At 60.2% G+C, this 26,232-nt stretch carries 31 protein-coding genes; 12 read left to right on the top strand and 19 right to left on the bottom strand.

What is annotated here, in order from left to right:
• Positions 1 to 261: 261 nt before the first annotated feature.
• Genes AC1DUP_RS08645 through AC1DUP_RS08635 form a run of 3 tightly spaced genes read right to left on the bottom strand, consistent with a single transcriptional unit; the run spans position 262 to position 2,996 of the window.
• Positions 262 to 1,131, bottom strand: a complete 870-nt coding sequence (locus AC1DUP_RS08645) for an SDR family oxidoreductase (RefSeq protein WP_477832427.1) — start codon at positions 1,129 to 1,131, stop codon at positions 262 to 264.
• Positions 1,131 to 2,291 carry a tRNA epoxyqueuosine(34) reductase QueG gene (gene queG, locus AC1DUP_RS08640; protein ID WP_477832426.1) on the bottom strand — a complete coding sequence of 387 codons (1,161 nt, stop codon included), beginning with the start codon at positions 2,289 to 2,291 and terminating at the stop codon, positions 1,131 to 1,133. Before queG ends, AC1DUP_RS08645 begins: the two co-directional genes overlap by 1 nt.
• A gap of 12 nt (positions 2,292 to 2,303) precedes the next feature.
• Entirely contained in the window at positions 2,304 to 2,996 is a 693-nt protein-coding gene (locus tag AC1DUP_RS08635) for a glutathione S-transferase family protein (RefSeq protein ID WP_113298271.1), read from the bottom strand.
• Between the two features lie 279 nt (positions 2,997 to 3,275).
• On the opposite strand from AC1DUP_RS08635, the gene AC1DUP_RS08630 reads away from it, so the two are divergent.
• Positions 3,276 to 4,073, top strand: a complete 798-nt coding sequence (locus AC1DUP_RS08630) for an undecaprenyl-diphosphate phosphatase (protein ID WP_113307713.1) — start codon at positions 3,276 to 3,278, stop codon at positions 4,071 to 4,073.
• 78 nt (positions 4,074 to 4,151) lie between these two features.
• Here the strand turns inward: AC1DUP_RS08630 and AC1DUP_RS08625 are convergent, their stop codons facing one another.
• The 7 genes from AC1DUP_RS08625 to dnaN form a co-directional block, all read right to left on the bottom strand.
• Positions 4,152 to 4,304 carry a hypothetical protein gene (locus AC1DUP_RS08625; RefSeq protein WP_477832425.1) on the bottom strand — a complete coding sequence of 51 codons (153 nt, stop codon included), beginning with the start codon at positions 4,302 to 4,304 and terminating at the stop codon, positions 4,152 to 4,154.
• Positions 4,305 to 4,588: 284 nt separating this feature from the next.
• Positions 4,589 to 5,569 carry a complex I NDUFA9 subunit family protein gene (locus tag AC1DUP_RS08620; RefSeq protein WP_113307714.1) on the bottom strand — a complete coding sequence of 327 codons (981 nt, stop codon included), beginning with the start codon at positions 5,567 to 5,569 and terminating at the stop codon, positions 4,589 to 4,591.
• Between the two features lie 109 nt (positions 5,570 to 5,678).
• Positions 5,679 to 5,966, bottom strand: a complete 288-nt coding sequence (locus AC1DUP_RS08615) for a DUF1330 domain-containing protein (RefSeq protein WP_113307715.1) — start codon at positions 5,964 to 5,966, stop codon at positions 5,679 to 5,681.
• A gap of 14 nt (positions 5,967 to 5,980) precedes the next feature.
• The gene (gene pyrF, locus AC1DUP_RS08610; RefSeq protein ID WP_477832424.1) at positions 5,981 to 6,688 is read right to left on the bottom strand and encodes an orotidine-5'-phosphate decarboxylase; all 708 of its coding nucleotides are present in this window, start codon (positions 6,686 to 6,688) and stop codon (positions 5,981 to 5,983) included.
• Positions 6,689 to 6,694: 6 nt separating this feature from the next.
• The gene (locus AC1DUP_RS08605) at positions 6,695 to 7,276 is read right to left on the bottom strand and encodes a histidine phosphatase family protein (RefSeq protein ID WP_113507391.1); all 582 of its coding nucleotides are present in this window, start codon (positions 7,274 to 7,276) and stop codon (positions 6,695 to 6,697) included.
• Positions 7,277 to 7,870, bottom strand: a complete 594-nt coding sequence (gene pmtA / locus AC1DUP_RS08600; RefSeq protein ID WP_113298277.1) for a phospholipid N-methyltransferase PmtA — start codon at positions 7,868 to 7,870, stop codon at positions 7,277 to 7,279.
• 111 nt (positions 7,871 to 7,981) lie between these two features.
• Positions 7,982 to 9,100, bottom strand: coding sequence for a DNA polymerase III subunit beta (gene dnaN, locus AC1DUP_RS08595; RefSeq protein WP_113298278.1), 1,119 nt, complete (start codon positions 9,098 to 9,100; stop codon positions 7,982 to 7,984).
• A 248-nt stretch (positions 9,101 to 9,348) separates the two neighbouring features.
• Here dnaN and rsmI point away from each other — a divergent pair, with 248 nt between their 5' ends.
• The 5 genes from rsmI (at position 9,349) to AC1DUP_RS08570 (ending at position 14,120) form a co-directional block, all read left to right on the top strand.
• Positions 9,349 to 10,263, top strand: a complete 915-nt coding sequence (gene rsmI / locus AC1DUP_RS08590; protein WP_113298279.1) for a 16S rRNA (cytidine(1402)-2'-O)-methyltransferase — start codon at positions 9,349 to 9,351, stop codon at positions 10,261 to 10,263.
• A complete protein-coding gene (locus AC1DUP_RS08585; RefSeq protein ID WP_477832423.1) occupies positions 10,256 to 10,624 on the top strand; it encodes a YraN family protein in 369 nt (122 codons plus the stop codon). Before rsmI ends, AC1DUP_RS08585 begins: the two co-directional genes overlap by 8 nt.
• Before the next feature lie 153 nt (positions 10,625 to 10,777).
• Positions 10,778 to 11,281 (top strand): cupin domain-containing protein, encoded by a 504-nt coding sequence (locus AC1DUP_RS08580; protein ID WP_113298281.1) that lies wholly within the window; start codon positions 10,778 to 10,780, stop codon positions 11,279 to 11,281.
• A 96-nt stretch (positions 11,282 to 11,377) separates the two neighbouring features.
• Positions 11,378 to 12,325 (top strand): glutathione synthase, encoded by a 948-nt coding sequence (gene gshB, locus AC1DUP_RS08575; protein WP_113298282.1) that lies wholly within the window; start codon positions 11,378 to 11,380, stop codon positions 12,323 to 12,325.
• A gap of 262 nt (positions 12,326 to 12,587) precedes the next feature.
• On the top strand, positions 12,588 to 14,120 hold the full coding sequence (locus tag AC1DUP_RS08570; RefSeq protein WP_477832422.1) for a YifB family Mg chelatase-like AAA ATPase: 1,533 nt from the start codon (positions 12,588 to 12,590) through the stop codon (positions 14,118 to 14,120).
• A gap of 130 nt (positions 14,121 to 14,250) precedes the next feature.
• On the opposite strand, the gene cysK is transcribed toward AC1DUP_RS08570, so the two are convergent.
• Entirely contained in the window at positions 14,251 to 15,213 is a 963-nt protein-coding gene (gene cysK, locus AC1DUP_RS08565) for a cysteine synthase A (protein WP_113298284.1), read from the bottom strand.
• A gap of 131 nt (positions 15,214 to 15,344) precedes the next feature.
• Positions 15,345 to 15,962 carry a LysE family translocator gene (locus tag AC1DUP_RS08560; RefSeq protein WP_113507397.1) on the bottom strand — a complete coding sequence of 206 codons (618 nt, stop codon included), beginning with the start codon at positions 15,960 to 15,962 and terminating at the stop codon, positions 15,345 to 15,347.
• Positions 15,963 to 16,193: 231 nt separating this feature from the next.
• Between AC1DUP_RS08560 and AC1DUP_RS08555 the strand changes: the two genes are divergently transcribed.
• Complete coding sequence (locus AC1DUP_RS08555) at positions 16,194 to 16,712, top strand: Dps family protein (protein WP_113298286.1); 519 nt, start codon at positions 16,194 to 16,196, stop codon at positions 16,710 to 16,712.
• A 4-nt stretch (positions 16,713 to 16,716) separates the two neighbouring features.
• On the opposite strand, the gene AC1DUP_RS08550 is transcribed toward AC1DUP_RS08555, so the two are convergent.
• Positions 16,717 to 17,619 carry a DMT family transporter gene (locus AC1DUP_RS08550; RefSeq protein WP_477832421.1) on the bottom strand — a complete coding sequence of 301 codons (903 nt, stop codon included), beginning with the start codon at positions 17,617 to 17,619 and terminating at the stop codon, positions 16,717 to 16,719.
• 108 nt (positions 17,620 to 17,727) lie between these two features.
• On the opposite strand from AC1DUP_RS08550, the gene AC1DUP_RS08545 reads away from it, so the two are divergent.
• The gene (locus tag AC1DUP_RS08545; protein WP_477832420.1) at positions 17,728 to 18,195 is read left to right on the top strand and encodes an Lrp/AsnC family transcriptional regulator; all 468 of its coding nucleotides are present in this window, start codon (positions 17,728 to 17,730) and stop codon (positions 18,193 to 18,195) included.
• Between the two features lie 15 nt (positions 18,196 to 18,210).
• On the opposite strand, the gene AC1DUP_RS08540 is transcribed toward AC1DUP_RS08545, so the two are convergent.
• Together AC1DUP_RS08540 and dut are read right to left on the bottom strand one after the other, a co-directional pair.
• Complete coding sequence (locus AC1DUP_RS08540; protein ID WP_477832419.1) at positions 18,211 to 19,104, bottom strand: GNAT family N-acetyltransferase; 894 nt, start codon at positions 19,102 to 19,104, stop codon at positions 18,211 to 18,213.
• Positions 19,101 to 19,571, bottom strand: a complete 471-nt coding sequence (gene dut / locus AC1DUP_RS08535; RefSeq protein ID WP_113307725.1) for a dUTP diphosphatase — start codon at positions 19,569 to 19,571, stop codon at positions 19,101 to 19,103. Before dut ends, AC1DUP_RS08540 begins: the two co-directional genes overlap by 4 nt.
• Before the next feature lie 90 nt (positions 19,572 to 19,661).
• Here dut and AC1DUP_RS08530 point away from each other — a divergent pair, with 90 nt between their 5' ends.
• Positions 19,662 to 21,245, top strand: a complete 1,584-nt coding sequence (locus AC1DUP_RS08530) for a peptide chain release factor 3 (RefSeq protein ID WP_113298289.1) — start codon at positions 19,662 to 19,664, stop codon at positions 21,243 to 21,245.
• On the opposite strand, the gene AC1DUP_RS08525 is transcribed toward AC1DUP_RS08530, so the two are convergent.
• Positions 21,246 to 22,142 carry a LysR substrate-binding domain-containing protein gene (locus tag AC1DUP_RS08525; RefSeq protein ID WP_113307727.1) on the bottom strand — a complete coding sequence of 299 codons (897 nt, stop codon included), beginning with the start codon at positions 22,140 to 22,142 and terminating at the stop codon, positions 21,246 to 21,248.
• Positions 22,143 to 22,255: 113 nt separating this feature from the next.
• Here AC1DUP_RS08525 and AC1DUP_RS08520 point away from each other — a divergent pair, with 113 nt between their 5' ends.
• Complete coding sequence (locus AC1DUP_RS08520) at positions 22,256 to 22,963, top strand: glutathione S-transferase family protein (protein ID WP_113307728.1); 708 nt, start codon at positions 22,256 to 22,258, stop codon at positions 22,961 to 22,963.
• Between the two features lie 36 nt (positions 22,964 to 22,999).
• On the opposite strand, the gene AC1DUP_RS08515 is transcribed toward AC1DUP_RS08520, so the two are convergent.
• Positions 23,000 to 23,386 carry a RidA family protein gene (locus AC1DUP_RS08515; protein ID WP_113298292.1) on the bottom strand — a complete coding sequence of 129 codons (387 nt, stop codon included), beginning with the start codon at positions 23,384 to 23,386 and terminating at the stop codon, positions 23,000 to 23,002.
• Positions 23,387 to 23,468: 82 nt separating this feature from the next.
• Between AC1DUP_RS08515 and AC1DUP_RS08510 the strand changes: the two genes are divergently transcribed.
• Positions 23,469 to 23,996: an Lrp/AsnC family transcriptional regulator gene (locus AC1DUP_RS08510; RefSeq protein WP_113307729.1), complete on the top strand. Its 528-nt coding sequence runs from the start codon at positions 23,469 to 23,471 to the stop codon at positions 23,994 to 23,996.
• 68 nt (positions 23,997 to 24,064) lie between these two features.
• Positions 24,065 to 24,568, top strand: coding sequence for a tRNA (N6-threonylcarbamoyladenosine(37)-N6)-methyltransferase TrmO (gene tsaA / locus AC1DUP_RS08505; protein WP_113307730.1), 504 nt, complete (start codon positions 24,065 to 24,067; stop codon positions 24,566 to 24,568).
• A 14-nt stretch (positions 24,569 to 24,582) separates the two neighbouring features.
• Here tsaA and AC1DUP_RS08500 read toward each other — a convergent pair whose 3' ends face one another.
• The gene (locus tag AC1DUP_RS08500; RefSeq protein WP_025669386.1) at positions 24,583 to 24,792 is read right to left on the bottom strand and encodes a TOBE domain-containing protein; all 210 of its coding nucleotides are present in this window, start codon (positions 24,790 to 24,792) and stop codon (positions 24,583 to 24,585) included.
• A gap of 61 nt (positions 24,793 to 24,853) precedes the next feature.
• A complete protein-coding gene (otsA, locus tag AC1DUP_RS08495; protein ID WP_113307731.1) occupies positions 24,854 to 26,227 on the bottom strand; it encodes an alpha,alpha-trehalose-phosphate synthase (UDP-forming) in 1,374 nt (457 codons plus the stop codon).
• Positions 26,228 to 26,232: the final 5 nt, after the last annotated feature.

Here is a 26,232-nt window from a genome sequence, read left to right as displayed (position 1 = left end):
ACCGCATTGGCAGGTTTTGGAAAAAACCAAATGAAATCAGCTAAAATATGAACGATTTTTCCCGAAAAACGGTAAACATTTGATAGCCGTTGGAAATCACAAAAATTTTTTTCTCAGACTGCCATATTTGCTGCCACATTTGCGCAAATTTAGAGGCCGTTAACCATAATATGGAGCGAAATTCAGTTCGCCAAAATTAGAAAGTAGGAAATTTCTACTCTTTACGGGTTATAGCCCACTCACCCGAATGGGGTGATTTCATCATCCCTTCCAATGACCGTTTTGCCAGAGCTGGGCAAGCGACATCGGGTAGTTCGGAAAGGCGAAATGGAAACCTGCGGCCTTCAGTTTGGCATTCGAAACCCGTTTGTTCTCACCATAAAAGGAGCGGGCCATCGGCGTCATTTCTGCCGTCTCGAAAGCCTGTTCCGGTGGCGGCTCGACATCCATCAGCCGCGCCGCTTCGACGATGACGTCCTGCGGCGGGCCGGGCTGGTCGTCGGTGACATTATAGATGCCGCCGAGCGCATGCTCGGATAGAAAGCGGGCAGAAGCGCCGATATCCTCAACACGAATGCGGTTGAAGACCTGGTCTTTCTTGACGATGCGACGCGCCTTGCCCCGATCGAGATTGACGAAGGCGTTGCGTCCCGGCCCATAGATGCCCGAGAGACGCAATATCGCCGCCGGCACGCCGCGCTTGCGTCCGAGCGCAAGCCAGGCTTCCTCCGCTTCCAGCCGTTCTTTCGAGCGGCCAGAGACTGGCACGCAAGGGGTTTCCTCTGTCACCAAAGCGCCCCTGTGGTCGCCATAGACGCCGACTGTGGAGAGATAGCCGATCCATTCCAGCTTCGGCAAAAGCGCCGTGCTGTCCTGACCGAGCAATGCAAGCAGTGGATCGGCATCGCGAGGTGCGATCGATTGCACGAGATGAGTGACGCCGGGCATGGCCGCCCGCAGGTCGCCGCTCAAGGTCTCCCCGTCGAATATGAAGGCTTCGATCCCGGATTTCCTCAGCTCTTCCGCTTTCTCCTCCGAACGGGTCGTTCCCGAGATGCGCATGCCGCTGTCACCAAAAGCTCTGGCGATCGCCGTACCGGAATAACCGCAGCCAAAGATCATCACGTGCATCAGTTCACCCCCGCCAATCGCCATTCGTTGAGGACCTCTTCGTCCGACTCGTTTTCCCTTTGTGCGGCAAAGGCTTCGAATTCGCCAGCCTCCATGAGTCGCGCTAGCGCCCAAACTGCCATGCCGCGCACGACAGGTGAGGCATCGACGGCGAGCGTACGACATCGTTCGATCAGCCTGCGCTCGCCGGAATTGCCAGCAGCGATCAGCACATTACGAATGAAGCGGTCGCGCCCGATACGCTTGACCGGCGAACCGCTGAAGAACGTGCGGAAGGTCGGATCGTCGAGCGTCAAGAGGAAGGCGATCGAAGGTTCCTTTAGATCCTCACGCGCCTTCAGCTTCATTTCTGACGCTTCGTTTGCGAACTTGTTCCAGGGGCATGCAGCGAGGCAATCGTCGCAACCGTAAATGCGGTTGCCGATTAGCGGCCTGAACTCGGGATCGATCGGCCCCTTGTGCTCAATCGTCAGATACGAGATGCAGCGGCGCGCATCGATCTGGTACGGTGCCGGAAAGGCGTCCGTCGGGCAGGCATCGAGGCAGGCACGGCAGGAACCGCAATGATCGGTCTCCGAGGCATCTATGTTGAGATCGGCGGTCGTGAACATCGAGCCGAGGAAAAGCCAGGAGCCATGCTCGCGGCTGAGAAGATTGGTGTGTTTGCCCTGCCAGCCGAGACCAGCTGCTGCCGCGAGCGGCTTTTCCATCACGGGTGCGGTATCGACGAAGACTTTCACGTCTGCGCCCGCCTTGGCGGCAAAACGCGTCGCAATCTCCTTCAGCCGCCCCTTGATGACATCATGATAATCGCGATTGCGGGCATAGACGGAAATCGCGGCCCTATCCTTCTTGCCAAGAATACTGCGTGGATCTTCATCCGGCCCATAATTGAGGCCGAAGACGGCGACGGAGCGTACATCGCTCCAGAGCGTGCGCGGATCGCCACGGCGCTCGCGCGTCTCTGCCATCCATTCCATCGTCCCATGCCGGCCGGCATCGATGAATTGGCCAAGGCGTTCCTTTGCCTCCAGGATCGAATCCGGACGGGTCACGCGACAGAGGTCGAAGCCGAGAGCGACCGCCTCCGCCTTCAGGAAGGCGGTCAAATTGTCGCGGCGCTTGCGTTCTTTTGTGTCCTCGGTTTTCGGCTCGGGCATCAAAAGCCCTCGTCAGAAATCCAGGTCGGCGTAATGGGAAACCGGCGTCAGCCCGCGCACGCGCTCGGTGAGCAGTGGGCGGAAGGAGGGGCGCGATTTCAGCCGCTGGTACCAATCCTTGGCGAGCGGCGATTCCGACCAGTCGATCTCGCCAAGATAATCGAGAATCGAAATGGAGGCCGCGGCAGCAAGATCGGCATAGCTCATTCGGTCGCCGGCAAGCCATTGGCGCGAACCCGCAAGCCAGGTGAGATAGCGCATGTGCTGGCGGATATTCGCACGCGCCGTGCGCAGCATTTTGGAATCTGGGGCTCCGCCGCCCTGATCCGCCGTCATCTGCAGCTTATAAACGCGTTCGCGCGCCAGCGGCTTGGTGACATCGTTTTCCATCTTCTGCATGAACCATTCCGTCAGGCGGCGGATCTCCGCACGCTGGAACGGATCTTCGGCAAGCAGCCGGCGGTCGCGTTTCAGCACGCCATGCGTTTCGTCGAGATATTCCGAAATGACAGTCGCGCCGCAGAGCGCCCGCATGCTGTCATCGACATAGACGGGCAGCGTACCAGCCGGGTTGAGCGCCAGGAAGTCGCGGCGTTTTTCCCAGGTCTGTTCCTCGATCAACTCCGCCTGATAGCCGTATTCCGCCAGAATGAGCCTGACGAAGCGAGATGCGGACGACATGGGATGATGGTAAAGCGTGGGCATCGATACTCGAACGTTTGATTGTGGTGCATGGGCTCAAGGGCGCGCCACTTATACCGCCCTAGTCATGACTCATTAGTTGAAGCTATAGGAGTTTGGCCCCTCCAATACAAGCGAATCGGGCCGCGCCCAGCTGACAAGGGACAAAACATGGCTGCCTGAATCATCGCAACTCCCCGCTCGCCTTTTCTTTCCTCCCGCTCTGGCGAATGATGATTGTGCAGTGCAATATAAACCTGACCGCCATTCCAGTCCGACCGAACCCCAAACCGGAGACACTTTATGGACTACATAAACTCTATAATTCTGGGCATTATAGAAGGGATCACCGAGTTCCTGCCGATTTCGAGTACCGGCCACCTGATCATTGCCGAACAGTGGCTTGGCGCCCGCTCGGATACATTCAACATCGTCATCCAGGCAGGCGCGATCCTCGCCGTTACGATCATCTACTGGCGTCGTTTGCTCGATCTGCTGCTCGGTTGGCGCGATCCGCAGAACCGCGATTATGCCCTCAAGCTGATCGTCGCATTTCTGATCACTGCGGTCCTCGGGCTTATCGTCAAGAGGTTCGGTTTCGAACTGCCTGAGAACGCAACGCCGGTTGCCTGGGCGCTGATCATCGGCGGCATCTGGATGATCGTTGCCGAATGGGCCGCCGCCCGCCGCCCGCCGAGCACTCACATCACCTGGCTCGTTGCCATTCTTGTGGGCATTGCGCAGGTTGTTGCAGGCGTCTTCCCCGGAACGTCCCGCTCGGGTGCCACGATCTTCGTCGCCATGCTCGCCGGCACGGCTAACCGAGCTGCCGCAACCGAATTTGCTTTCCTCGTCGGCATTCCGACCATGTATGCGGCAAGCGCATTTTCGCTGCTGAAAACCTTCAAGGATGGCAGCGCGGCAAACGAGGATTGGACTGCGCTCGGCATTGCCTTCGTCGTTTCCACCGTCGTCGCCTTTGTCGCCGTAAAATGGCTGCTGGCTTATATCAGGAGCAACCGCTTCACGGTGTTTGCGATCTATCGCATCATTTTGGGTGTCGTACTGCTCGGCATGGCGATGGCCGGCATTATTAGCTGAGTCGGTTAACCCGCGAGCGATCGAATATGCGTCGCTCGCGCCGGGATAAAATAAAGCCGGTTCGAAAGGACCGGCTTTTTAGTGGCTGATGGAGGCCGTAGAGCAGGGATCGACGCCGTAAGCCGGCGCGCAACCGCCCTTCACCGCTGCGACGGAACCCGGCGCAATGAAGGAGCCTGCGAGGATTACCAGTGCCGCACACGCAAAAAGAAGCGCGATTGACTTGCCCATCAGAAATAGCCTTTCACAGTGATTGCCGCACGCCTGCGAGGCGCCTTGAGTCTTCTGGAGACGCGCGGGGGTGTTTAGTCAGTGGAATGGCAAATAGCAATAAACGTTCCTGCTGAATTTGGTGTTAATTCCACTAATTTTCCTATGCGTCTTTTATGCAACGTTACACATTATGAAACGCATCAAAACACGCCAGACTTGCGCCGGATTTACGCTTCGCGAAAAAGAAAAACGCCGTCCGCGGAAGTTCGCGAACGGCGTTTAAATTGTCGGCTATCGATCTATCAGGCAGCCTTGCCGGACCCCGTATACTGGCCATGCGGACGATATTGCACCAGATAGGAGTCGAGCACCGAGGTGGCCATCGTCGGCGTGATGCCGAGGCCCTTCAGCGTGCGGCCTTCGGCTTCTGCTTCCTTGGAAACGATATTGTCGTGCTTGAGCAGCTTCACCTGGTCCGGCGTGATCGGTGGCGCAATGAAAGGTACCAGCGAGGCAATGCTGCCGATCAGCGATGCGATGCCGAAAGGCAGGGAAATGAATGGATTCTTGCGTACCGTAACCTTGAGTATGGTCTCGAGACATTCGCGGAAGGTCAGGACCTCAGGGCCGCCGAGCTCATAGATCTTGCCGCCTTCGACCTTGCCGTCGATGGCACGGGCGACGGCCTCGGCAATATCCTCGACATAAACGGGCTGAAACTTCGTCTTGCCGCCGCCGACGAGCGGCAGGACCGGGAAGGTACGCGCCATATCGGCGAACTTGTTGAAGAAGCTGTCTTCCGGGCCGAAGACGACCGACGGACGGAAAATGATCGCATCCGGCTTGAGCGACAGGATGGCGGCTTCTGCGCGGCCCTTGGTGCGGCCGTAGTCGGAGTTGGAACCGGCGTTGGCGCCGATAGCGGAAATGTGCGTGAGTGTCGCACCGACGTTGCGGGCGGCCTCGGCTACTGCGCGGCCGCCAAATTCCTGCACCGCGTCGAAAGTGTTGCGGCCGCTCTCGAAGAGAATGCCGACACAGTTGATGACGTGGTCGGCGCCTTCGACGGCGCGGTCGATCGAGTTGCGGTAGCGCAGGTTGGCCTGCACGAAAGAGATCTGGCCGACATTGCCGAGCGGCTGCAGGAAGCCGGCGAGATCGGGGCGGCGCACGGCAACGCGGATGCGATAGCCGCGCTTGGCCAGCGCGCGCACGACGTGCCTGCCGACAAAGCCGGACCCTCCGAACACGGTGACGAGCGGCGGCAGGTTGGCAAGGGTCATGGCAGGCTCCTCGAAAGGCTTTGGAATGCTGTGATTGTTTCGTCTTAGCCCAATCCCGGCTCGACGAAAAGGGCCATTGCGCCGCAGTTCTTACCCGTTCGAAACTGGTTCAGATGCCTTCGACGACGACCATTTCGGCATCGGCCACTTCATGGCGGATTTTTGCGGCGATCTGGTATTCCGGGGAATTGTAGCAGTCGACGGCATGTTGCATCGAGGGAAATTCGATGACGACGTTACGGGCGCGCGCCTTGCCTTCAAGCTCGGTGATCGCGCCACCACGGGCGAGGAAATTTGCGCCATATTTTTCGAAGGCGGGCTTTGCGGCAGCGACGTAATCCTTGTAGCGCTCGAGGTCGCGCACATCGACGCGGGCGATCCAATATCCCTTGGCCATCATTGCCTCCTTTATCAGCGGTTCGCCGGCCAGAGCGCGGCGACCATTTCATTGAGGATTGCCCGAGCGGCTTCACGCGGCTCCGGCGCCTTGACGATCGGACGGGCGACAACGAGATGGGTGGACCCCGCCCTCAGGGCATCTGCAGGCGTCATCACCCGCTTCTGATCGCCCTTCTCGGCGCCGTCCGGGCGGATGCCGGGGGTGACGATCGCCATGTCAGGTCCAACGATCTCGCGGACAGCAGCCGATTCCTCGGCGGAGCAGACGATGCCGCCCATGCCGGCGGCGCGCGCCTGTTCGGCGCGGCGCGCGACCAATGTTTTCGGATCATACTGATAACCCGCATCGATAAGGTCGTCGGCATCCATTGAGGTCAGCACGGTGACGCCGAGCAGACAGAGGCCGGAACCCCTGGCAGCTTCGACGGCTGCCTTCATCGCTTTCGGATAGGCATGCAGCGTCAGCATCGACATGCCCATCCTGGCGATGTTCTCGACGCCGGACGCGACCGTGTTGTCGATATCGAGCAGCTTCACGTCGAGGAAGATTTTCTTGCCGCTTGCGGCAAGGTCGCGGGCAAATTCCAGCCCGCCGGCAAAGACGAGCTGATAGCCGATCTTGTAGAAGAGAATGTCGTCGCCGAGCGTGGAAACCAGTCTTTCCGCTTCGCCAATCGTTGGAACATCCAGTCCGACGATCAACCGCTCGCGTGCGTCCATCTCAATTCATCCCCGCCAGTCTTCGATGGGTGTCCAGTCGCATGATAAGCGCCGATCCGCAAGGCTGAAAGCATAGAGATTGCCGCCACCGGCTGGCTGGTCTTGATCACGCGCAATCGGCGCGCCCATCAGATGGCACTTGAGCAGCGTCCCGACGCCGCCATGGCCGACAAAGGCGATCGGTGCATTCGCATCATGCGAGGAAAGGACCGCCTCGACTGCAGAGACGATGCGCGCCTGCGCATCGGCGGCCCGCTCCCAGCCCCTGAAGCTTTCCTGCGGGTGGGCGAAGAACCAGTTGGCGGCCTCCTCGAATTTATCAGGCGGCAGGAAACCGGTGGCGGAGCGGTCGTTCTCATGCATGCCATGCACGATTTCGATTTTCACGCCCGAAGCCGCGGCAAGAATTTCAGCCGTCTCGATCGCCTTCGTCTCATCGCTCGAGACGATACGGGTCAGCCGCTTCGCCCAGTCGCTCGTAGCAGCCTTGCGGGCGCGTTCGGCGCCGATATCGGAAAGACCCCATTTAGGAACGGGAACCTGCGGGTCGATCCTGACCTGAGGATGGGTGATATAAAGTCCAAACATTTATCCGCGCCTGTAGATCCAGAGTTGAGCTGGAGGAATATTGCGCACGATGAAATCAAAATGATGAATGCTGTAACGATCGGCATTGGCGACGATCGGCGAAACCGCGCCATAAGAGATCTGCACGATCGGCCGGCCGGCCGGCATGCGGTCGAGCAGGCTCTCCAGCAGAGTGATGCGCGCCTGCATGGGGAAATTCAGGAGCGGTATGCCTGAGATTACGGAATCGAATTTCTGATCCTTGAGCGAGCCGAGCGTTTTATCGAGATCGAAGGCATCGCCGTTGATGAAGTTCACGCCCGGATAGAGGCGCATAAGATGTTCGTAGAAGTCCGTCGAATATTCGATGGCGACGAGTTTTTCCGGTTTCACGCCATGGGCAAGGATCGCCTTGGTGATGGCTCCAGTGCCGGGACCGAGTTCGAGCACGGGCAGGTCCGAATGCGGATTTGCAACGCTTGCCATCTTGCGGGCGGTGATCGAGGAGGTCGGAACGATGGAGCCGACGGTCTTCGGCCCCTGCATCATGCCCTTGAAGAAACGGATCTCCTCGTCAAATTTTCTGCCGAGTCGTTCCTTGAGCCGCAATGCCATGCCGTCCTCCCATGCCTGCCGTTCAACTTTCCCTTAATTGCAGGAGGGGGGAGCAAAAACAAGTGCAGATGTCGCGATCAGAAAGCTTTCGACAATAAATGCGACGCGCGCCTAGACGCGCATCGGCATCAGCACATAGAGGGCGTCATCGCCTGCGGTGTCGCGCACGAGTGTCGGCGAACCGGCATCGGCCAGCAGGAAGATCGCTTGGTCGCCAGAAAGCTGCGCGGTAATATCGAGCAGATACTTGGCGTTGAAGCCGATTTCCATTGGATCGGTATCGTAGCCGACCGCAACTTCTTCTGTCGCGCTGCCGGAATCCGGATTGTTGACCGTGAGCAGAAGCTGGCCGTCGGAGAGAGCAAGCTTCACGGCGCGACCGCGCTCGGAGGAAATGGTTGAAACGCGGTCGACGGCCTGGGCGAAGCTCGTGCAGTCGACGCGCATTTCCTTGTCGTTATTGGTTGGGATGACGCGCTGGTAGTCCGGGAAGGTGCCGTCGATCAGCTTCGAGGTCATGACGATGGAATTGAGGGTCACCCGGATCTTGGCATCGGAAACTTCGACGGTGACGATCGCGTCAGGCGTATCGACCAGCTTCTGCAACTCGCCAACCGTCTTGCGCGGAATGATGATGCCAGGCATGCCTTCCGAGCCGGAGGGGGCGTCGACATCGGCGCGGGCCAGACGGTGGCCGTCGGTTGCCACGGCGCGCAGCTTCAGGTCGCCGCTGCTTTCGATCGTGTGGAAGAAGATGCCGTTCAGATAGTAGCGGGTTTCCTCGGTCGAAATCGCAAACTGCGTGCGGTCGATCAGCATCTTCAGATCGCTTGCCTTTAGCTTGAAGGAATGCGTGAAGGTGCCGGCGGTCAGGTCCGGGAAGTCAGATTCCGGCAGGCACTGCAGCGAGAACTTCGAACGTCCGGACTGAACGGTCATCGAGCCGCCATCCTGGGAGGTGGCAAGCAGTACTTCCGCGCCATCGGGAAGCTTGCGCACGATGTCGTAAAGAAGGTGAGCGGGAACGGTCGTGGCACCCGGCTGCTCGACATTGGCAGGCGTCGCTTCGGTAATTTCGAGATCGAGGTCGGTCGCCTTCATGTCGAGGCTCTGGCCATCGGCCTTCAGCAGCACGTTGGACAGGATCGGGATCGTGTTGCGGCGTTCGACCACGCGGTGCACGTGGTTCAGCGACTTCAAAAGGTTTGACCGCTCAATAGTAATACGCATGGGATGCTACCGCTTTCGACCTTTATTGTCCGGGCGCCCGGAAACGCCACGTCACTGCTTTCCCCTTCGGGAGAGGGGAGTGGACGGGCAAAATGGCAGAACTTTGCCGGCGATTGCAAGAGGCATGGCCATCCACAGGCCAGCAAATGCCGTTTTGCAATGCAATGCTCACAGAAATTGCGGGCTCTTGTCGAAGCCGCACCGCTCGCCCATAAAGAGAAAAGCCCGGCGGGACGAAAGCGAATGACATGACGGAAGAGACGACAGTGGAAACCGGCGCCCGGCGCGGTTTTCGCCTGCACAATATCGCGGTGCCGGCGCGCCCGCTCGAACCGGCTCTCTATCTCGTTGCAACGCCGATCGGCAATCTCGGCGACATCACGCTGCGGGCGCTGGAAACGTTGGCTGGCGCCGATGTCCTGGCCTGCGAGGACACGCGCGTCACCCGTGTCCTGCTCGACCGCTACGGCATTCAGAACCGCCCCTTCGCATATCACGAGCACAATGCCAACGAGGCCGGGCCGCGGCTATTGCAGGCGCTCGAAGCCGGCAAGTCGGTAGCGCTCGTCTCCGATGCCGGCACGCCGCTCGTTTCCGACCCCGGCTACCGGCTGGCGCAACAGGCAATCGAGGCAGGCTACCGCGTTATTCCTATTCCGGGCGCCTCCGCGCCGCTCGCGGCCCTTGTCGGCTCGGGTCTGCCGAATGACGCCTTTCTCTTTGCCGGGTTCCTGCCGACCAAGGACAAGGCACGCCGCGACCGGCTCGCGGAATTTATGAGTGCGCCGGCGACACTGATCTTCTTTGAATCGCCGCATCGCATCGGCGCAACACTTGCTGCGGCAGCCGATGTGCTGGGCGGTTCGCGTGAAGCGTCGGTCTGTCGCGAACTGACGAAGACCTATGAGGAATTCCGTCGCGGCACGCTCTCCGAACTCGCCGCCCACTATGAAGAGCATGACAACGTGAAGGGGGAGATCGTGCTCGTCATCGGTCCACCGCAGGAGCAGCCGGTTGCCGAAGCCGACGTCGATGCGATTTTGACGGATCTCGTGAAATCACTGCCGACCGCCAAGGCGGCGACCGAGGCTGCTCGCCTGACCGGCCTGCCGCGCAAGGTGCTCTACCAGAAGCTCCTCGACATGAAGGCGGCGAATGGCTGACGGCGAAGCCACGCTCCGCAGGAGAAGGGCGCTGCGTCGCGGCTCGGCCGCGGAATATATCGCTGCCATTTTCCTGATGCTGAAGGGTTATCGCATCCTCGCCCTGCGGCATCGGACGAAGCTCGGCGAGATCGACATCATCGCCCGGAAGGGCGATCTGGCCGTCTTTGTCGAGGTCAAGGCGCGCGCCGACGAGGCGGGCGCGGTGGATGCCGTATCCTACGCTTCACAAAAACGGATCCGGGCCGCAAGCGACCTCTGGCTCGCTCGTCAGCGGGACTATGCTCGGCTATCGCAACGCTACGATATCGTTGCGATAGTGCCACGGAAGCTGCCTCGTCATTTCCCGGATGCTTTCTAAATCTTACTGAGTTTGTTCTTGTGATGGTGAGTGTCCAAGAAGCCGTCGGCGACGAACAACCTTCCATTAAAATTTTAGCATCTGCTTGAACGGGCTTTTACGACTTTTTTGCTATTCACGGCGCAGCTAGGGGTAGCAAATTGGGGGTAATTCATGGCCTGGAAGATGATGCTTGCAACCGCGGTCGCCATGGCTGCGCGGTCCGTGCCTTATGCCGCGCTGAAGTCGGCCAACAAATCCTTCATCGCACAGGCAAGCGGGGGCATGGTGCTGAAATCGACGCCGATCAATCCGGACTGGATCATCAGCGGCAATCCGCAGGCGCGCACGGCAGAACATTCCCGCGGCCATGACGAGGCGTCGCTGACGGCGATCTGGGATTGTACCTCAGGCGAATTCCGCTGGCGTTTCGGCTGGGACGAGACGGTGATGATCCTCGAAGGCGAGGTGCATGTCACCACCGAGGACGGCCTGGAACGCACGCTGCAGGCGGGCGATGTCGCCTTCTTCGCCGGCGGCACCTGGGCGAACTGGCGGGTCGACAATTACGTCCGCAAGGTGGCCTTCCTGCGCAAGCCTTTCCCGAAGCCACTCGCCATCGCCTACCGCCTGCGCAACCTCTTGCGTAACGGCGGCGGCACCGGCATTGCCGCCTGAAAATTGCGCTCGCGGAAACGTCCGAAGCCATTGATTGCCGTTGCGTTTGATGGCTGACCGACCTACATCTGGACGGCATCAGCTCAAGGGACGGAAATGGCCAAGATCAAGAACGTAGCGGTCCAGATGGACCATGTCTCCGGCATCAATATCGCGGGCGATTCCACCTTTGCCATGAGCCTCGAGGCTCAGGCGCGCGGCTACAAGCTCTTCCATTACACGCCCGATCGCCTGAGCTTCCGCGACGACAAGCTCTATGCCGCCGTCGAGCCGATGGTGCTGCGCGACGTCAAGGGCGATCATTATGAACTCGGCGCGCCTGAGCGCATTGACCTGTCGACCATGGATGTCGTCCTGCTGCGCCAGGATCCACCTTTCGACATGTCCTACATCACCTCGACGCATCTTCTGGAACGCATCCATCCGAAGACGCTTGTCGTCAACGATCCGGCCTGGGTGCGCAACTCACCGGAAAAGATCTTCGTCACCGAATTTTCCGACCTGATGCCGAAGACGCTGATCACCAAGGACCCCGGCGAGATCCGCCGCTTCCGCGACGAGATGGGCGACATCATCCTGAAGCCGCTCTACGGCAATGGTGGCGCCGGTGTCTTCCATTCCACCAAGGACGATCGCAATCTGTCCTCGCTGCTGGAAATGTTCGGCCAGCTCTTCCGCGAGCCCTTCATCGCTCAACAGTACCTGCCTGACGTGCGCAAGGGCGACAAGCGCATCATCCTCGTCGACGGTGAGTTTGCCGGCGCGATCAATCGCGTCCCAGCTGAGCATGACAGCCGCTCGAACATGCATGTGGGCGGCCGCGCCGAGCCGACCGAGCTGACGGCCCGCGAGAAGGAAATCTGCGGCCGCATCGGCCCCGCCCTGCGCGAACGCGGCTTCCTGCTCGTCGGCATCGATGTGATCGGTGACTACATGACCGAGATCAACGTGACCTCGCCGACCGGCATCCGCGAAGTGAAAAAATTCGGCGGCGTCGACATCGCAAGCCTGTTATGGGATGCCATCGAACGAAAGCGCGGTTAGAGCGGTCCCGTCAAAAGTGCGCAACGGTTTGCGTCCGGAAGTGGGTGAAAACAGAGAGATAGGGCATCCCCCTGATTCGAAGAAAACGGAAACGCTCTCAGTGTTCCGCCTTTGATCGCCTTCGTTCCGGCTTTACAACCCGCTGCAATTTGATTGCAGCGAATAGCTGAATCTGTTCACTTATCGTTCTTGTTTTCTTCTAGGTTCCATGCCAGATTGTGACCGCCTTCATAGGTTGGGTTTAGAGGTTACGGGGCAAGGCATGGTCGCGCGCGTCAGCACGGTTGCGTTTCAGGGCATTGAAGGTGTGCCGGTCGAAGTCCAGGTCATGGTCGCTCCCGGCAAGATGGGAATCCAGATCGTCGGGCTGCCCGACAAGGCGGTCGCGGAAAGCCGCGAGCGGGTGCAGGCGGCCTTACATGCGTCTGGCCTGGCGCTGCCGTCCAAGCGCGTGACGGTCAACCTTGCGCCTGCCGATCTGCCTAAAGAGGGTAGCCATTTCGATTTGCCTATCGCGCTCGGCCTGATGGCAGCGCTCGGCGCCATTCCGGCGGACGCCTTGTCCGATTATGTCGTCGTAGGCGAACTCAACCTCGACGGCACGATTGCCGCCATCGCCGGTGCGCTGCCGGCGGCGATAGGTGCAAATGCGAGTGGGAAGGGGCTGATCTGCCCGGCCGAAAGCGGCCCGGAAGCCGCATGGGCAGGTTCCGGCGTCGACATTCTGGCGCCTCGCAGCCTGATTGCGCTCGCCAATCATTTCCGCGGCACACAGATACTCTCGCGACCGGAGCCGTCCATCCGTCCGAACGCTGCCAATCTACCCGATCTCTCCGAGATCAAGGGACAAGAAAGCGCCAAGCGGGCGCTGGAAGTGGCGGCTGCCGGCGGCCACAATCTCTTGATGGTCGGGCCGCCCGGCTCCGGCAAATCGATGCTGGCCTCGAGGCTGCCATCCATCCTTCCACCACTCTTGGCTGCCGAACTGCTCGAAGTCTCGATGATCCATTCCATCGCCGGACAGCTGTCCGGCGGCAAGCTATCGGACCGCCGGCCTTTCCGCACGCCACATCATTCTGCGACCATGGCGGCGCTCGTTGGCGGCGGCCTGCGCGCCCGGCCGGGAGAGGCCTCGCTTGCCCATCACGGCGTGCTTTTCCTTGATGAATTCCCTGAATTTGCACCGCAGGTACTCGATGCCCTGCGCCAGCCGCTGGAAAGCGGCGAATGTGTCATCGCACGCGCCAATCATCGCGTCTCTTATCCGGCGCGGATTCAGCTCATTGCGGCCATGAACCCTTGCCGCTGCGGCATGGCGGGAGAGCCAGGCCACACCTGCGCCCGCGGCCCGCGCTGCATGAGCGATTATCAGGCTCGTATTTCAGGCCCGCTGATGGACCGCATCGATATTCGCATCGACGTGCCGGCCGTTTCCGCTGCCGATCTGATCCGGCCGACGGTCGCCGAAGCGAGCGCCGATGTTGCCCGGCGCGTCGCCCGCGCCCGCAACATCCAGCGTGAACGCTATGCCGTTGCCGGCGCTGCTGGTATTTCCACCAATGCCGGATGCTCGACGGCAATGATCGAGAAATTCGCCGAGCCGGATGCGGCAGGATTGCAGCTGTTGCGGGATGCCGCCGACAAGATGAAGTTTTCGGCCCGCGGCTACCACCGCGTCCTCAAGGTCGCCCGCACGCTTGCCGATCTCGATGGCAAGGAAACCGTGGGCCGGATACATCTCGCGGAGGCAATCTCCTACCGTGTTGCCGGCGCGCGGCTGACGGCAGCGGCATGAGGTTGGGTGATTAGTGAGCAGTGATGAGTAGCGGTTCATAATCGGTGATTGGCCAGCCAAAGCGATTTGCGGCAGGCACCGAAAGCAGCCCCATTCACTACTCACTACTCACTACTCACGAATTCCTCTCTCAGCTTCCCAGCCCTTCAAACAACGCCGTCGAAAGATAACGTTCGGCAAAGGACGGGATGATGACGACGATATTCTTGCCGGCATTTTCCGGACGGCGGCCGACCTCGATCGCGGCCGCAAGCGCTGCACCTGAGGAGATGCCGACCGGCACCCCTTCGAGCCTGGCGACGAGCCGCGCGTGCTGGAAGGCCTCGTCGTTGCTGACGGTGACGACCTCGTCATAGATGCTGGTATCGAGGATCTTCGGGGCGAAGCCGGCGCCGATGCCCTGGATTTTGTGCGGGCCAGGCGTGCCGCCGGATAGCACCGGAGAATCGGTCGGCTCGACGGCGACCACCCGGATGTCAGGCTTGCGGCTCTTCAACACTTGGCCGACGCCGGTGATCGTGCCGCCGGTGCCGATGCCGGCAACGAAGATATCGACCGTGCCGTCGGTGTCGTTCCAGATTTCTTCGGCCGTTGTCTTGCGGTGGATTTCCGGGTTGGCCGGGTTTTCGAACTGCTGCGGGATGACGGCGTCGGGCAGTGAGGCGGCGAGTTCTTCAGCTTTGCCGATGGCGCCCTTCATGCCCTTCGGCCCTTCGGTCAGAACCAGTTCGGCGCCGAGCAGCGCCAGCATCTTGCGGCGCTCGACGGACATGGTCTCGGGCATGGTGAGGATCAGTCGGTATCCCTTGGCGGCAGCGGCGAAGGCAAGCGCGATACCAGTGTTGCCTGAGGTCGGCTCAATCAGCACGGTCTTGCCGGGTGAAATCTTGCCCTGCGTTTCCAGGCTCTCGATCATGGCAACGCCGATACGGTCCTTCACCGAAGCGATCGGATTGAAGAACTCCAGCTTGGCGAGAATGTTGGCAACCACGCCCTTTTCCTTGGCGAGTTTGTCGAGGCGAACGAGCGGCGTGTCGCCGACTGTGTCCGTTATCGAGGAATAGATGCGGCCGCGGCCCGGTTTGTGCGACATGGGTGCTCTCCCTTTGAAATCTGCAGAGAGAATAGGGTCAAACTGGCGATGAGACCAGAGTGGCTTCATCCGCCGACTGTTCTAGCCAGAGAAAAAATCCTTTGAAAACCGTTCGTTGCCGAATGTTTATTTCACGCAGCACGCGTGGCGATGAAGGCCGCCGTGCCTGCTAGGATGCTTGCTGCGACGCGGTTCAGCGCCTGCAGTGCGCGCGGCTGCTTCAGCATGATGCGGGCTCGGGACGCCAGCATCATGTATGGAATGAGCACGATCATCAGCACCACGAAAGTGACGAAAAGCAGGGTGAGGTATTCACGCATGCCGATGCTGCCGAGATCAATCAGCGTCGGTACCAGTGCCACATAGAACAGCATGGTCTTTGGATTTCCGAGCGTTACCAGCAGGCCGGACAGGAACGACATGCCCGCATTGCTGGACCTCTTCGCAGCGATATCCTGCGGCAGCAGGCCGGCAGTCCAGAGCTTCCAGGCGATGTAACCGAGATAGAGCGCGCCGGCGATTTTGATGACGAGGAAGATTTCGGTGAAGGTCTGCGCCACGAAGGCAAGGCCGAGGATGACGGCTGTGAGATAGGTCATGTCGCCGAGCACGAGGCCGAGCCCCATGAAGAAGGTCTCGCGGAAGTTCGAGCCGAGCGCGCGCGCCACGATCGCCGTGATCCCCGGGCCGGGAATGGCGGCAGCAATGAACAGGGCTCCGGCATAGGCGATCAGGACGGTGAGGCTCATCTTCGTATCCACTGACTTGCGTAGTCTCTCTATAGGCGCGTATCGCCGGCTCCATCAATCGCCTCACGCTGATCTGTCCATAACCATAAAGAATAGGTCGGCTGAACCATGATCTACTTGGAAAGCGATCCGGCCTTGCTATTTTCCCCTTGCAACCGGCCGCAAGCAGGCCAGCCGCGGTTATCCCCCGGCCAGCGGCGCAGAAGGTTTTCATCACCAAGGAGAGAATGTATGTCGCCTACCTCAGCTGAAGCCCGCAGACGTTCGCCGCTCAAGACACCGTCCGACCTGCCGACCAACGCGATTACCGATATTTCGGCCGCGTTGACGGCTTTGCTTGCCGATGTCTTCACGCTTTATGTGAAGACCAAGAACTTCCACTGGCACATGTCCGGTCCGCATTTCCGCGATTATCATCTGCTGCTTGACGAGCAGGCAGAACAGATTTTCGACATGACGGATGAGGTTGCCGAACGCGCCCGCAAGATCGGCGGCACGACGCTGCGCTCGATCGGCCAAATCGCCCGCCAGCAGCGTATCCCGGACAATGATGCAGATTATGTAACGCCTGAGGACATGCTCTCCGAACTGCGTGAAGACAATCTTCACCTCGTTTCAATCCTGCGCGCAGTGCACGAAGTCTGCGACGAGCATAACGACGTCGCGACCGCCAGCTTGATCGAGAATTGGATCGACCAGAGTGAGCGCCGTACCTGGTTCCTGTTCGAAACGACCCGTCAGGCTAAGTAATAGCTCAGCTTCTGGCCTCGGGCTGGCGAATGAGCCTGCCCGGCGACCAGCCGAGATTCATGCCGGCGGCGGCGAGCAGAATGACCGCCGCCCCGGCAATCTGCATCGGCTGCAACGCGTGGCCGAAGGCGAAACGGTCGACCAGGATGGCGGCGACCGGATAGATGAAAGACAAGGCGCCGGTCAGATGTGTCGGCAGCTTCTGGATCGCGCCATACAGCAGCACATACATCAGGCCGGTGTGGATGACGCCGACGGTGATCAGGATCGTCCAGGAACCGGTATCGGCCGGAAGGTTCGAAAAATCGGTCATCGGAGCCAGCATGACGATGCCGGTCGAAACCTGGATCAGCGCGATCAGGTGCGGCGGCGTGCCTTTCAGCCACTTGGCGGCAAGTGCTGCCAGCGCATAGAAGAAGGCGGCACCCAGCGCCATTAGGATGCCGAGACCGTAGCTGCCGGAGACGGCATCGGTGCTTGGCTTCGCCTCGACGATAACAGCCATGCCGGCGAAGGAAAGCCCGAGCCAGAAGAGCTTCGTGCTCGTGATCTTCTCACCGAGAAAGAGTGCGCCGAGCCCAAGCAGCATGAAGGGTTGAGTATTGTAGACCGTCGTCGCGATGGAGATCGAGGCATGCGAATAGGAGGCAAACAGCAGCAGCCAGTTGGAAACGATCGCGATGCCGCCGAAGACAGCAATACCGAGCGAGCGCAGACTGATGATACCGGGCCTGAGCAGGCCAAGGGCGGTGCAGATGACAAGCAGGGTCAGCGCGCCGAAAAAGCAGCGCCAGAAGACGACGCCGCTGATCGGCTGGCCGGACATGACGACGAACCAGCCTATCGTTCCGGAGATCAGCATCGCCGCCGTCATCTCCGCTGTGCCTCTTCTGATCTCACCCTGCATCGCCATCTCCATCAGTTATCGGGAAATTGTATTGCGGCAAAGCAGCAATTTCTATAAGATAAAAAAGGGAAAGGCTGGATAAACCTAATCTTGTTAGGAGTTTTTGCCATGTTGGCTAACGAGATCCCGGCTGTCGACGATATTGACCGCGCAATGATAGAGGCGCTGGCAGGAAATTCACGTATTTCCCTAAAGGAACTCGCCCAGGCCGTAGGTCTTTCTTCGCCGAGCGCGGCAGAGCGCTTGCGGCGGCTTGAGGATCGCGGGGTCGTTACCCTCTTCACCATCGATCTCGATCCGGCGACGATCGGCTACCCGCTTCAGGCGATCGTGCGGGTGCGCCCGCTGCCCGGCCAGCTCCATATCGTCGAGCGCATCATCCAGGACACGCCGGAGTTCATCGAATGCGACAAGGTGACGGGAGATGATTGTTTCATTGCCCGTCTCGTCGTCCGCTCCATGGGTGAGCTCGACAACATTCTCGACAAGGTGGCCGAGCGGGCGGAGACCAATACCTCGATGATCAAGTCCTCGCCGGTCAAGCGTCGCCTGCCGCCGCTGATCCGAAAGAAATAGTCCGAAACAATAACCTCAGAAATCTGCCATCGGCGACAGCATCGCGGGACGATCGAGGCTCATCTCTTCCAGCCCGCGCAGCATCAGCCGTGTCCCGCCTTCGTAGGGAGCGGCCTCGCCGGACCAGCCGAGCCTGTCCGGGCGGAAGAGCGTTTCGACGGATGTCGCCTGAATGCCGAGACCGGCAAGGATTGCGGCAAGCGGAGGGATGTCTGTCGCGACCACATCGAGAAGAACGAAGTGGCCGGCGACCGGCATTTTCCATGCGATGGCCGCCGCACTCTCTTCAAGATAGCTCAAGCGGACATCGGCATCGAGTCGCGTGTTGATCAGAAACATCGCCGAGCTGCCGGCAACGGCGAGAGTTTCAGAAACCGGTTTGCGGTTTTTCAGCAGGCTCTGGAGCAAAGCAAGATCGTCGACATCGCGCGGCTGAAGCGTCCGCGCCCCGGTGGCGCCGCTGACCGCTGGTGCAGGGCCAACGTACTTGTGAAGCGGGAGCGAACGGAAACCATAGGGCTCGTAGAGATCAGGCTTGTCCGTAGAGAGGATGACAACCTCGAAACCTTGCGTCTCGCACCAGACAAGTGCTTTCTGCGTCACATCGCGGTAGAGGCCGCGGCCACGCCATGGTGGACGGACCGCTCCGGATTGAAGTCCGGCCGCATTGACGAGCCTGCCGTTGAAGACGAAAGGCATGGCGAAGGCGGAAAGATTGGCGGCAAGCACGCCCTCATCGGTAAACCAGCCGAAGGGCATGCTGGTCGGGTCCGCACCGCCGAGTGCACGCAGTGGGTCGATATCGATGCCGAATGTATTGTCGAGGAGAGAAACGAGCGCGGCCCAGGCTGCCGGATCGCTGAAATAGTTCTGTCGGAAGGTAAGGCCGGTCGCATCCGCGGCGCTCATACGCCTGTGGAACCAAAGCCACCGGCGCCGCGCGCGGTTTCGGTCGTCTCCGAGACTTCGGTGATGCGGGTCTGGATGAAAGACGCGATCACCATCTGCGCGATGCGCATGCCACGTGTGATGGTGAAATCCTCCTCGCCGAGATTGATGAGGATGACTTTCACTTCGCCGCGATAATCGCAGTCGACGGTGCCGGGCGCATTGAGGCAGGTGACACCGTTCTTGGCCGCAAGACCGGAACGCGGGCGAATTTGTCCCTCGAAACCGTCAGGGATTTCAAAGACGAAGCCTATAGGAACAAGCGCGCGTTTGCCAGGCGCAAGCACCAGCGGCTTGTCCTCGTCGATGGCCGCGCGAAGGTCCATGCCGGCAGCCCCCCGCGTTTCATAGGCGGGTAGATCGAGGCCTTGGCCGTTCGGCAGGCGGACGAGATTGAGGGTCGGGCGGGTGTCTGTGTGAATGGTCATGCGGCATTACTTCGTGCCTCACGCCGCAAGGTCAATTGCAATGGCGCGCTTTAATCGCTAGATACGCCGCAATTCCACAGGATTCACACTATGGCCGAAAGTCTCGCCGAGGCGGTCTCCCGCCGCCGCACATTCGCTATTATTGCCCACCCGGACGCGGGTAAGACGACGCTCACGGAAAAGCTGCTGCTTTTCGGCGGCGCCATCCAGCTCGCCGGTGAAGTGAAGGCGAAGAAGGACCGCATACAGACCCGCTCGGACTGGATGAAGATCGAGCGTGAGCGCGGTATCTCCGTCGTCACCTCGGTCATGACCTTCGAATATGAAGGCAATGTCTTCAACATTCTCGATACTCCCGGTCACGAAGACTTTGCCGACGATACCTATCGCACGCTGACGGCGGTGGATGCCGCGGTCATGGTCATCGATGCCGCAAAGGGTATCGAGCCGCGCACGCTGAAGCTCTTCGAAGTCTGCCGCATGCGCGACATTCCGATCATCACCTTCATCAACAAGATGGACCGCGAAAGCCGCGATCCCTTCGAGATCCTGGACGAGGTCGAGGAAAAGCTGGCGCTGGACACGGCCCCGGTCACCTGGCCGATCGGTCGCGCCAAGACCTTCTGCGGTTCCTACCACCTGAAGGAAAACACCGTGCGCGGCTCCGATACGGAAGTCGAGGTCACTGCCGTCAACGGCCCGCAGAGTGTGGCCGACCGGCTGCCGGAAAACGAGCGCGATTCCTTCATCGAGGAAGTCGAGCTGGCGATCGAGGCCTGCCGTCCGTTCGATCGGCAAGCTTTCCTCGAAGGCCATATGACGCCGGTCTTCTTCGGATCGGCGCTGCGCAATTTCGGTGTCCGAGACCTCATCAACGCACTGGGTGAAGTCGCCCCGCCGCCGCGTGACCAGACGGCCGATATTCGCACCGTGCATGCCGCCGAAGACAAGATGACGGCCTTCGTCTTCAAGATTCAGGCGAACATGGATCCGAACCATCGCGACCGCATCGCCTTCGCCCGCATCTGCTCCGGCAAGCTGGAGCGCGGCATGAAGGCGCGCCTTTCGCGCACGGGCAAGCAACTCGGCCTCACCGCGCCGCAATTCTTCTTTGCCTCGCAGCGCCAGCTTGCCGATACGGCCTATGCCGGCGACGTGGTCGGCATCCCGAACCACGGCACGCTGCGCATCGGCGACACGCTGACGGAAGGCGAAAGCCTCGTCTTCCAGGGTGTGCCGAACTTCTCGCCGGAGATCCTGCGCCGCGTGCGCCTGGAAGACGCCATGAAGGCCAAGAAGCTCAAGGAAGCCTTGCAGCAGATGGCCGAAGAAGGCGTGGTCCAGCTCTTCTCTCCGGAAGACGGTTCGCCCGCCATCGTCGGCGTCGTCGGCGCGCTGCAGCTCGATGTGCTGAAGGAACGCCTGATGGCCGAATACGGCCTGCCGGTCTCCTTCGAAATGTCGCGCTTCTCCATCTGCCGCTGGATTTCGTCCGATCAGGCTGCTGACCTCGACAAGTTCCTCACCGTCAAGCGTGGCGACATCGCCCGCGATCTGGACGGCGACCCGGTCTTCCTGGCGCAGGACGGTTTCTCGTTGCGCTACGAGGCGGAGCGCTATCCGGCGATCAAGATGGTGGCAATCAAGGAATATCATGCGGCCAAGGCCGCCTGATTACCGCGCCAGCCGCTCGGCAAGGAACTCGACGACGGCGCGCACTGAGGGTAATTGTCCCCGTCTGTGCGGCATGAGCATCGTCGTGCTGATGCTGCCGGCCGTCCAACCAGGCAAAAGACGCACCAGCCGGCCGTCATGCAGCGCATCGTTGCAGACGGAGGTGGGCAGAACAGTAATGCCCATGCCGGCCGCAGCTGCTTTCAGCAGTACCATTGGCTCGTCCGCCGCCATCACAGGCTGGGGCATTATCAACGCCTTGGTGCCGCCGTCCGAGATAAGGGACCAGTGTTCCTCCGTAAGACTGGGCATGATTGCCTTGTGACCGGCGATATCTTCGGGCCGCTCGGGCTTCCCATATTGCGCTATATAGTCCGGCGAAGCGACAATCAGGAACGGGTGAACCGCAAGCCGCCGCTGTACGAGCGCCGAGTCTGCCAGCGGAAAGCGGTGACTGCGCAGCGCGATGTCGAAGCCCTCCTGAACGATATCGACGAAGCGGTCGGTCACATGCAATGACACTTTCAGCTTCGGATAGCGTGCTGTCAGTTCGGCCAGATGATCGGCGAGCGAAAATTGCGCCGTAGGCACTGCTGCGGTCAGTCTGACCGTGCCGCTCGGCTCTCCAAGGCGGTTGCGCACGATGCTTTCGGCCATTTCCGCTTCGATGATCGAGGCTTGCGCATGTTCGAAGACATCCCTGCCGATATCCGTCAGGGCAAAGCTGCGTGAGGTGCGCTGGATCAGCCGTACGCCGAGCCTCTCCTCCAGTTCCGCCACGCGCTTGCTGATCGTCGATTTCGGGATGCCCAGATGGCGTCCCGCAGCCGTGAAGCTACCGCTTTCCACCGCTCGCACGAAGAGATGGAGGTCGTTGAGGTTAAAGGCGGCCGGCATTTTTCAGCCTCCATATCTGTGGACTTTAAGGCGCATTATTGCCGACTGCCGTTTGATCGTCCACGAAATCATATTGGCCGGGTCAACAAATTCCACCTGGAAAGGACCCGATAATGTCACTCATATTGTTCTACGGCGTACCGGAAGGCTGCTCCTTCGGTTCGATCGTCTCTCTGGAATGGTCCGGCCTGCCTTACCGCCTCTGCCGGATCGAAATGCCCGAGACTGTCTCTGGCGACGAATACCGGCGCATCAACACTGTCGGAGAGACGCCTTCGCTGCTGCTGCCGGACGGGCGGCTGATAAACGAAAGCATGGCAATCCTGAACCATATCGCTGCGCAGTCGCTCGCCAACGGGCTGGGTTTTGCACAGGGTACAGCCGAGTTCGACCGCCTGAACCAGATGCTCGCCTATTTGAATACCAGTTTTTTTGGCGCCTTCGGCCCGCTCTGGCACGCGGTCGAACATGAGCTTGGGCCTGCCGAGAAGGAGGTACTCGTCGCTTACGGTACAGCCAAGGTCGAAAAGGCCCACGGCACGCTGGAGCGTCTGCTCGCCGGCCGGAAATGGCTGCTTGGCGACAAGCCCGGCATTGCGGATGCCTATTTCACCGGTATCGCCCGCTGGAACGACTTTCACATGGTGGTCGACCGCCGGCAGTTTCCGGCGGTGAACGATCTCTATCAGCGCATGATTCAGCTGCCTGCCGTGCGCTTCGCCCACGCGATCGAGCATCGGGAGAAGGCCGGAAGCGCCGGCAACTTCCTGGGCGAAGTCGGCCTCGAAGAGGCACTCGGCCTGCTGCGTCAGGCTGCGTGACGCCATCTGCCGCCCCGTCTGGACGGGGCGGCAGTCTCAACCTGCTGCGATGATCTCGATTTCGACCAGCCAGTCATCCCGAAGTGTTTGCACCACAATCGCCGTCGTCGGGATAATGTGATCGCCAAGCGCTGCCAGCCGCGCATTCTGATTGGCTTCGGCATATTCCGCGTCGCGCAGATAGCTCGTGAGCCGTACGATATTGCCCACGCTCAAACCGGCATCGGCAAGGATTGCCCGCAGGTTCGACCAGATGAGATCCAACTGGCCAGGAAGATCATCTGCGGCCGCACCTGTGCCATCGAGCCCCATCGTGCCGCTGACGAAGAGCAGGCGGCTGGGATTCCGGACTTCCATCGCGTGAATATAATCCGGCGTTGCAGCATAGACGCCGTCCCGTGGATTGTGTCGTACCAGTTCCATCCAAGGTTTCTCCATATCGAACGCAGTGAAGCTTTCTGTTATTATCGCCGAATAAAATTCGGCAAGAGGGCAGATTTTCCGAATGGCAAAAGAAACGAAGGACGTTCGGCGCAGCAAGCGGGATGCCGTGCAGTTGGATCCATTCGACCGAAGGATATTAGGCGCGCTGGCAGTCGATGCCATGCAGAGCTATGCCAGCCTCGGCGAGAAGGTCAGCCTGTCGCCGCCAGCCGTGCACGAGCGTGTCAAGCGGCTGCGCCGATCCGGAGTGATGAAGGGTGCGCACGCCGCGCTCGACGGGGCATCACTCGGCAAGCCGCTGCTCGCCTTCGTCCATGTGGAGGCGGCCGGTTGGGGCAAGAGCGAGCGACTGATGCGGATCTGCCGTTTTCCTGAAGTGGAAGAGATGCATTCCGTGGCAGGCGACGCGAGTGTCATCTTCAAGGTGCGTACGGAAAGTCCGGTCGCGCTGGAGGCCTTTCTGTCACAGATCCATGCCGTTCCAGGCGTCACAGGGACCAAGAGCTATGTGGTGCTGTCCACCTATCTGGAGCGGCCGGTTCAGGCTGACCTGACGGAGGAATGGCCGGATAATCCGTTGCCTGCCTGATATCTGGGTCGCTATAGTCAACGCGACATACCGCGCGCCTGTGTTCGTTGCGGCTGGGAGAAGGAATTATGGTGCGAGAAAACGAGATCCGTGAAAATGAACTGGCGCTCGACAATCCGCCTGAAGCGACGGATGCCGGCCTCGTCTTCATCGGTCGCATTTTCACGCCCTGGACCTCGCGAATGGAAACCCCGCGCCAGGGGCGGCATGACGGACCGCTCTGCCGCATCGAAATCTTCGATCCCTGGACGCCTGCACTGCAAGGTGTCGCGGCCTACGAGCGGCTGGAAGTGCTTTACTGGCTGCATCAGTCGCGGCGCGATCTGCTGCTGCAGAGCCCGGCCAGCAACGGCAAGACGCACGGGACCTTTTCGCTGCGCTCACCCGTAAGGCCCAATCCGATCGGCACCTCCATCGTCAAGCTGGAAGCGATCGAAGGCAATGCGGTGCTGGTCCGCGGCTTGGATTGCCTCGATGGAACGCCGCTTCTCGACTTGAAGCCGGACCGCACCTTTTTCAAGCCCATAGCCCCGCCGCAGCCGGGCGATTTCCAGACCGGCCACGCATCGTAGCGAAACCGAAAAAATCAGTCGACACCCACCATCACATCGGAAGCCTTGATGACGGCATAGGCCTCGGAACCGACCTTGAGGCCGAGTTCGTCAACCGCCTCGTTGGTGATGGAGGCGGTGACGATAACGCCATTGCCGATATCGATGCGGATATGGGCGGTCGTCGCACCCTTCACCACATCCACGACCTTGCCCTTCAGGCGGTTGCGCGCACTGATCTTCATGAAAATCCTCCCTTGTTATGCTCGCGAAATTATCTGCCGGCAGGCTTCCGCGTCAAACCGTTCAGGCAGCGAGATCACCTAGGAAGTCGTCGCACCAGCGCGAGACGTCATGTTCCAAGAGGTGATCCATCATCCGTCGCCAGCGGTCACGGCGTTCGTCGAGCGGCATGTTAAGCCCGCGTGCCAGCGCATTGGATGTGCCGACGATATCGTAGGGATTGACGAGCAGGGCGCCGTTCAGCTCCCGCGCCGCGCCGGCAAAGCGGGAAAGAACCAGCACGCCCGGATCATCAGGGTTCTGTGCGGCAACATATTCCTTGGCGACGAGGTTCATGCCGTCACGCAGTGGCGTGACGAGGCCGACCTTGGCAAGCCGATAGAGGCCGGCGAGCACCGGCCGGCTGACGGAGCGGTTGATATAGCGGATCGGCACCCAGTCGACAGTGCCGAGCGCGCCGTTCACACGGCCGGCCTGTTCGGCGACCATGCGCTGCATTGCCTCGTATTCCGGTACTTCGGAGCGGGATTTCGGGGTGATCTGCAGATAGGTGACCTGGCGCTGATGCGCCGGATTGTTGGTGACGAAGTGCTCGAAGGCATCGATGCGCTGCGTGATGCCCTTGGAATAATCCAGCCGGTCGACGCCGATGATGAGGCTGCGGTCCTCGATGCTGTGGCGCGCCTTCAGTACCATGCTGTGGCTGTCGGCTCTCTTTGCGAATTCAGCGAAGGCGGCCGTTTCGATGGCGATTGGATAGGCTCCGCCGCGGAACGTGCGCTCACCGGCGGTAAAACGCCCTTCGCCGATCATGTCTCCCATCTCCTCGCGACGCAGGCAGCCTGCGAAATTTTCCAGATCGTGATCGGTCTGGAAGCCGACGAGATCATAGGCAGCGAGCCCTCGCATGATTTCCTCGTGGACGGGCATGGCGAAGAGCACGTCTGCCGGTGGCCAGGGAATGTGCAGGAAGAAACCGATCCTGTTCTTGATACCCATCTGCCGAAGCTCGGCGGCAAGCGGAATGAGGTGGTAATCATGGACCCAGATGACGTCGTCCGGCTTGATCAACGGCGCCAGTCGATGGGCGAAGAAGCGGTTGACACGAAAATAGCCGGCCATTTCCGTACGGCCGTATTCCGCAAGGTCCATTCGGTAATGACAGATCGGCCAGAGCATGCGGTTTGCGAAGCCGAAGTAATATTCGTCGACATCCTTGGATGTGAGATCGGTCAGTGCATAAGTGATGTTGCCCCGCTCCTCGATCGCAAGCGGGCCGGGTTCGCCTTCTTCGTTGATCTTTCCCGACCAGCCCATCCAGATGCCGCCACGTTTCTCAAGTGCGGCCTCCAGCGCCACGGCAAGCCCGCCGGCGGACGCGGCCCCTTTCTTTTCCTGGACGGGGACACGGTTGGAAACGACGACAAGTCGGCTCATGAAAA

Source organism: Rhizobium sp. 01L419 (genome assembly GCF_056400025.1).
Note: the sequence above shows the minus strand (reverse complement) of the source record. Positions and strands in the feature narration are given on the sequence as shown.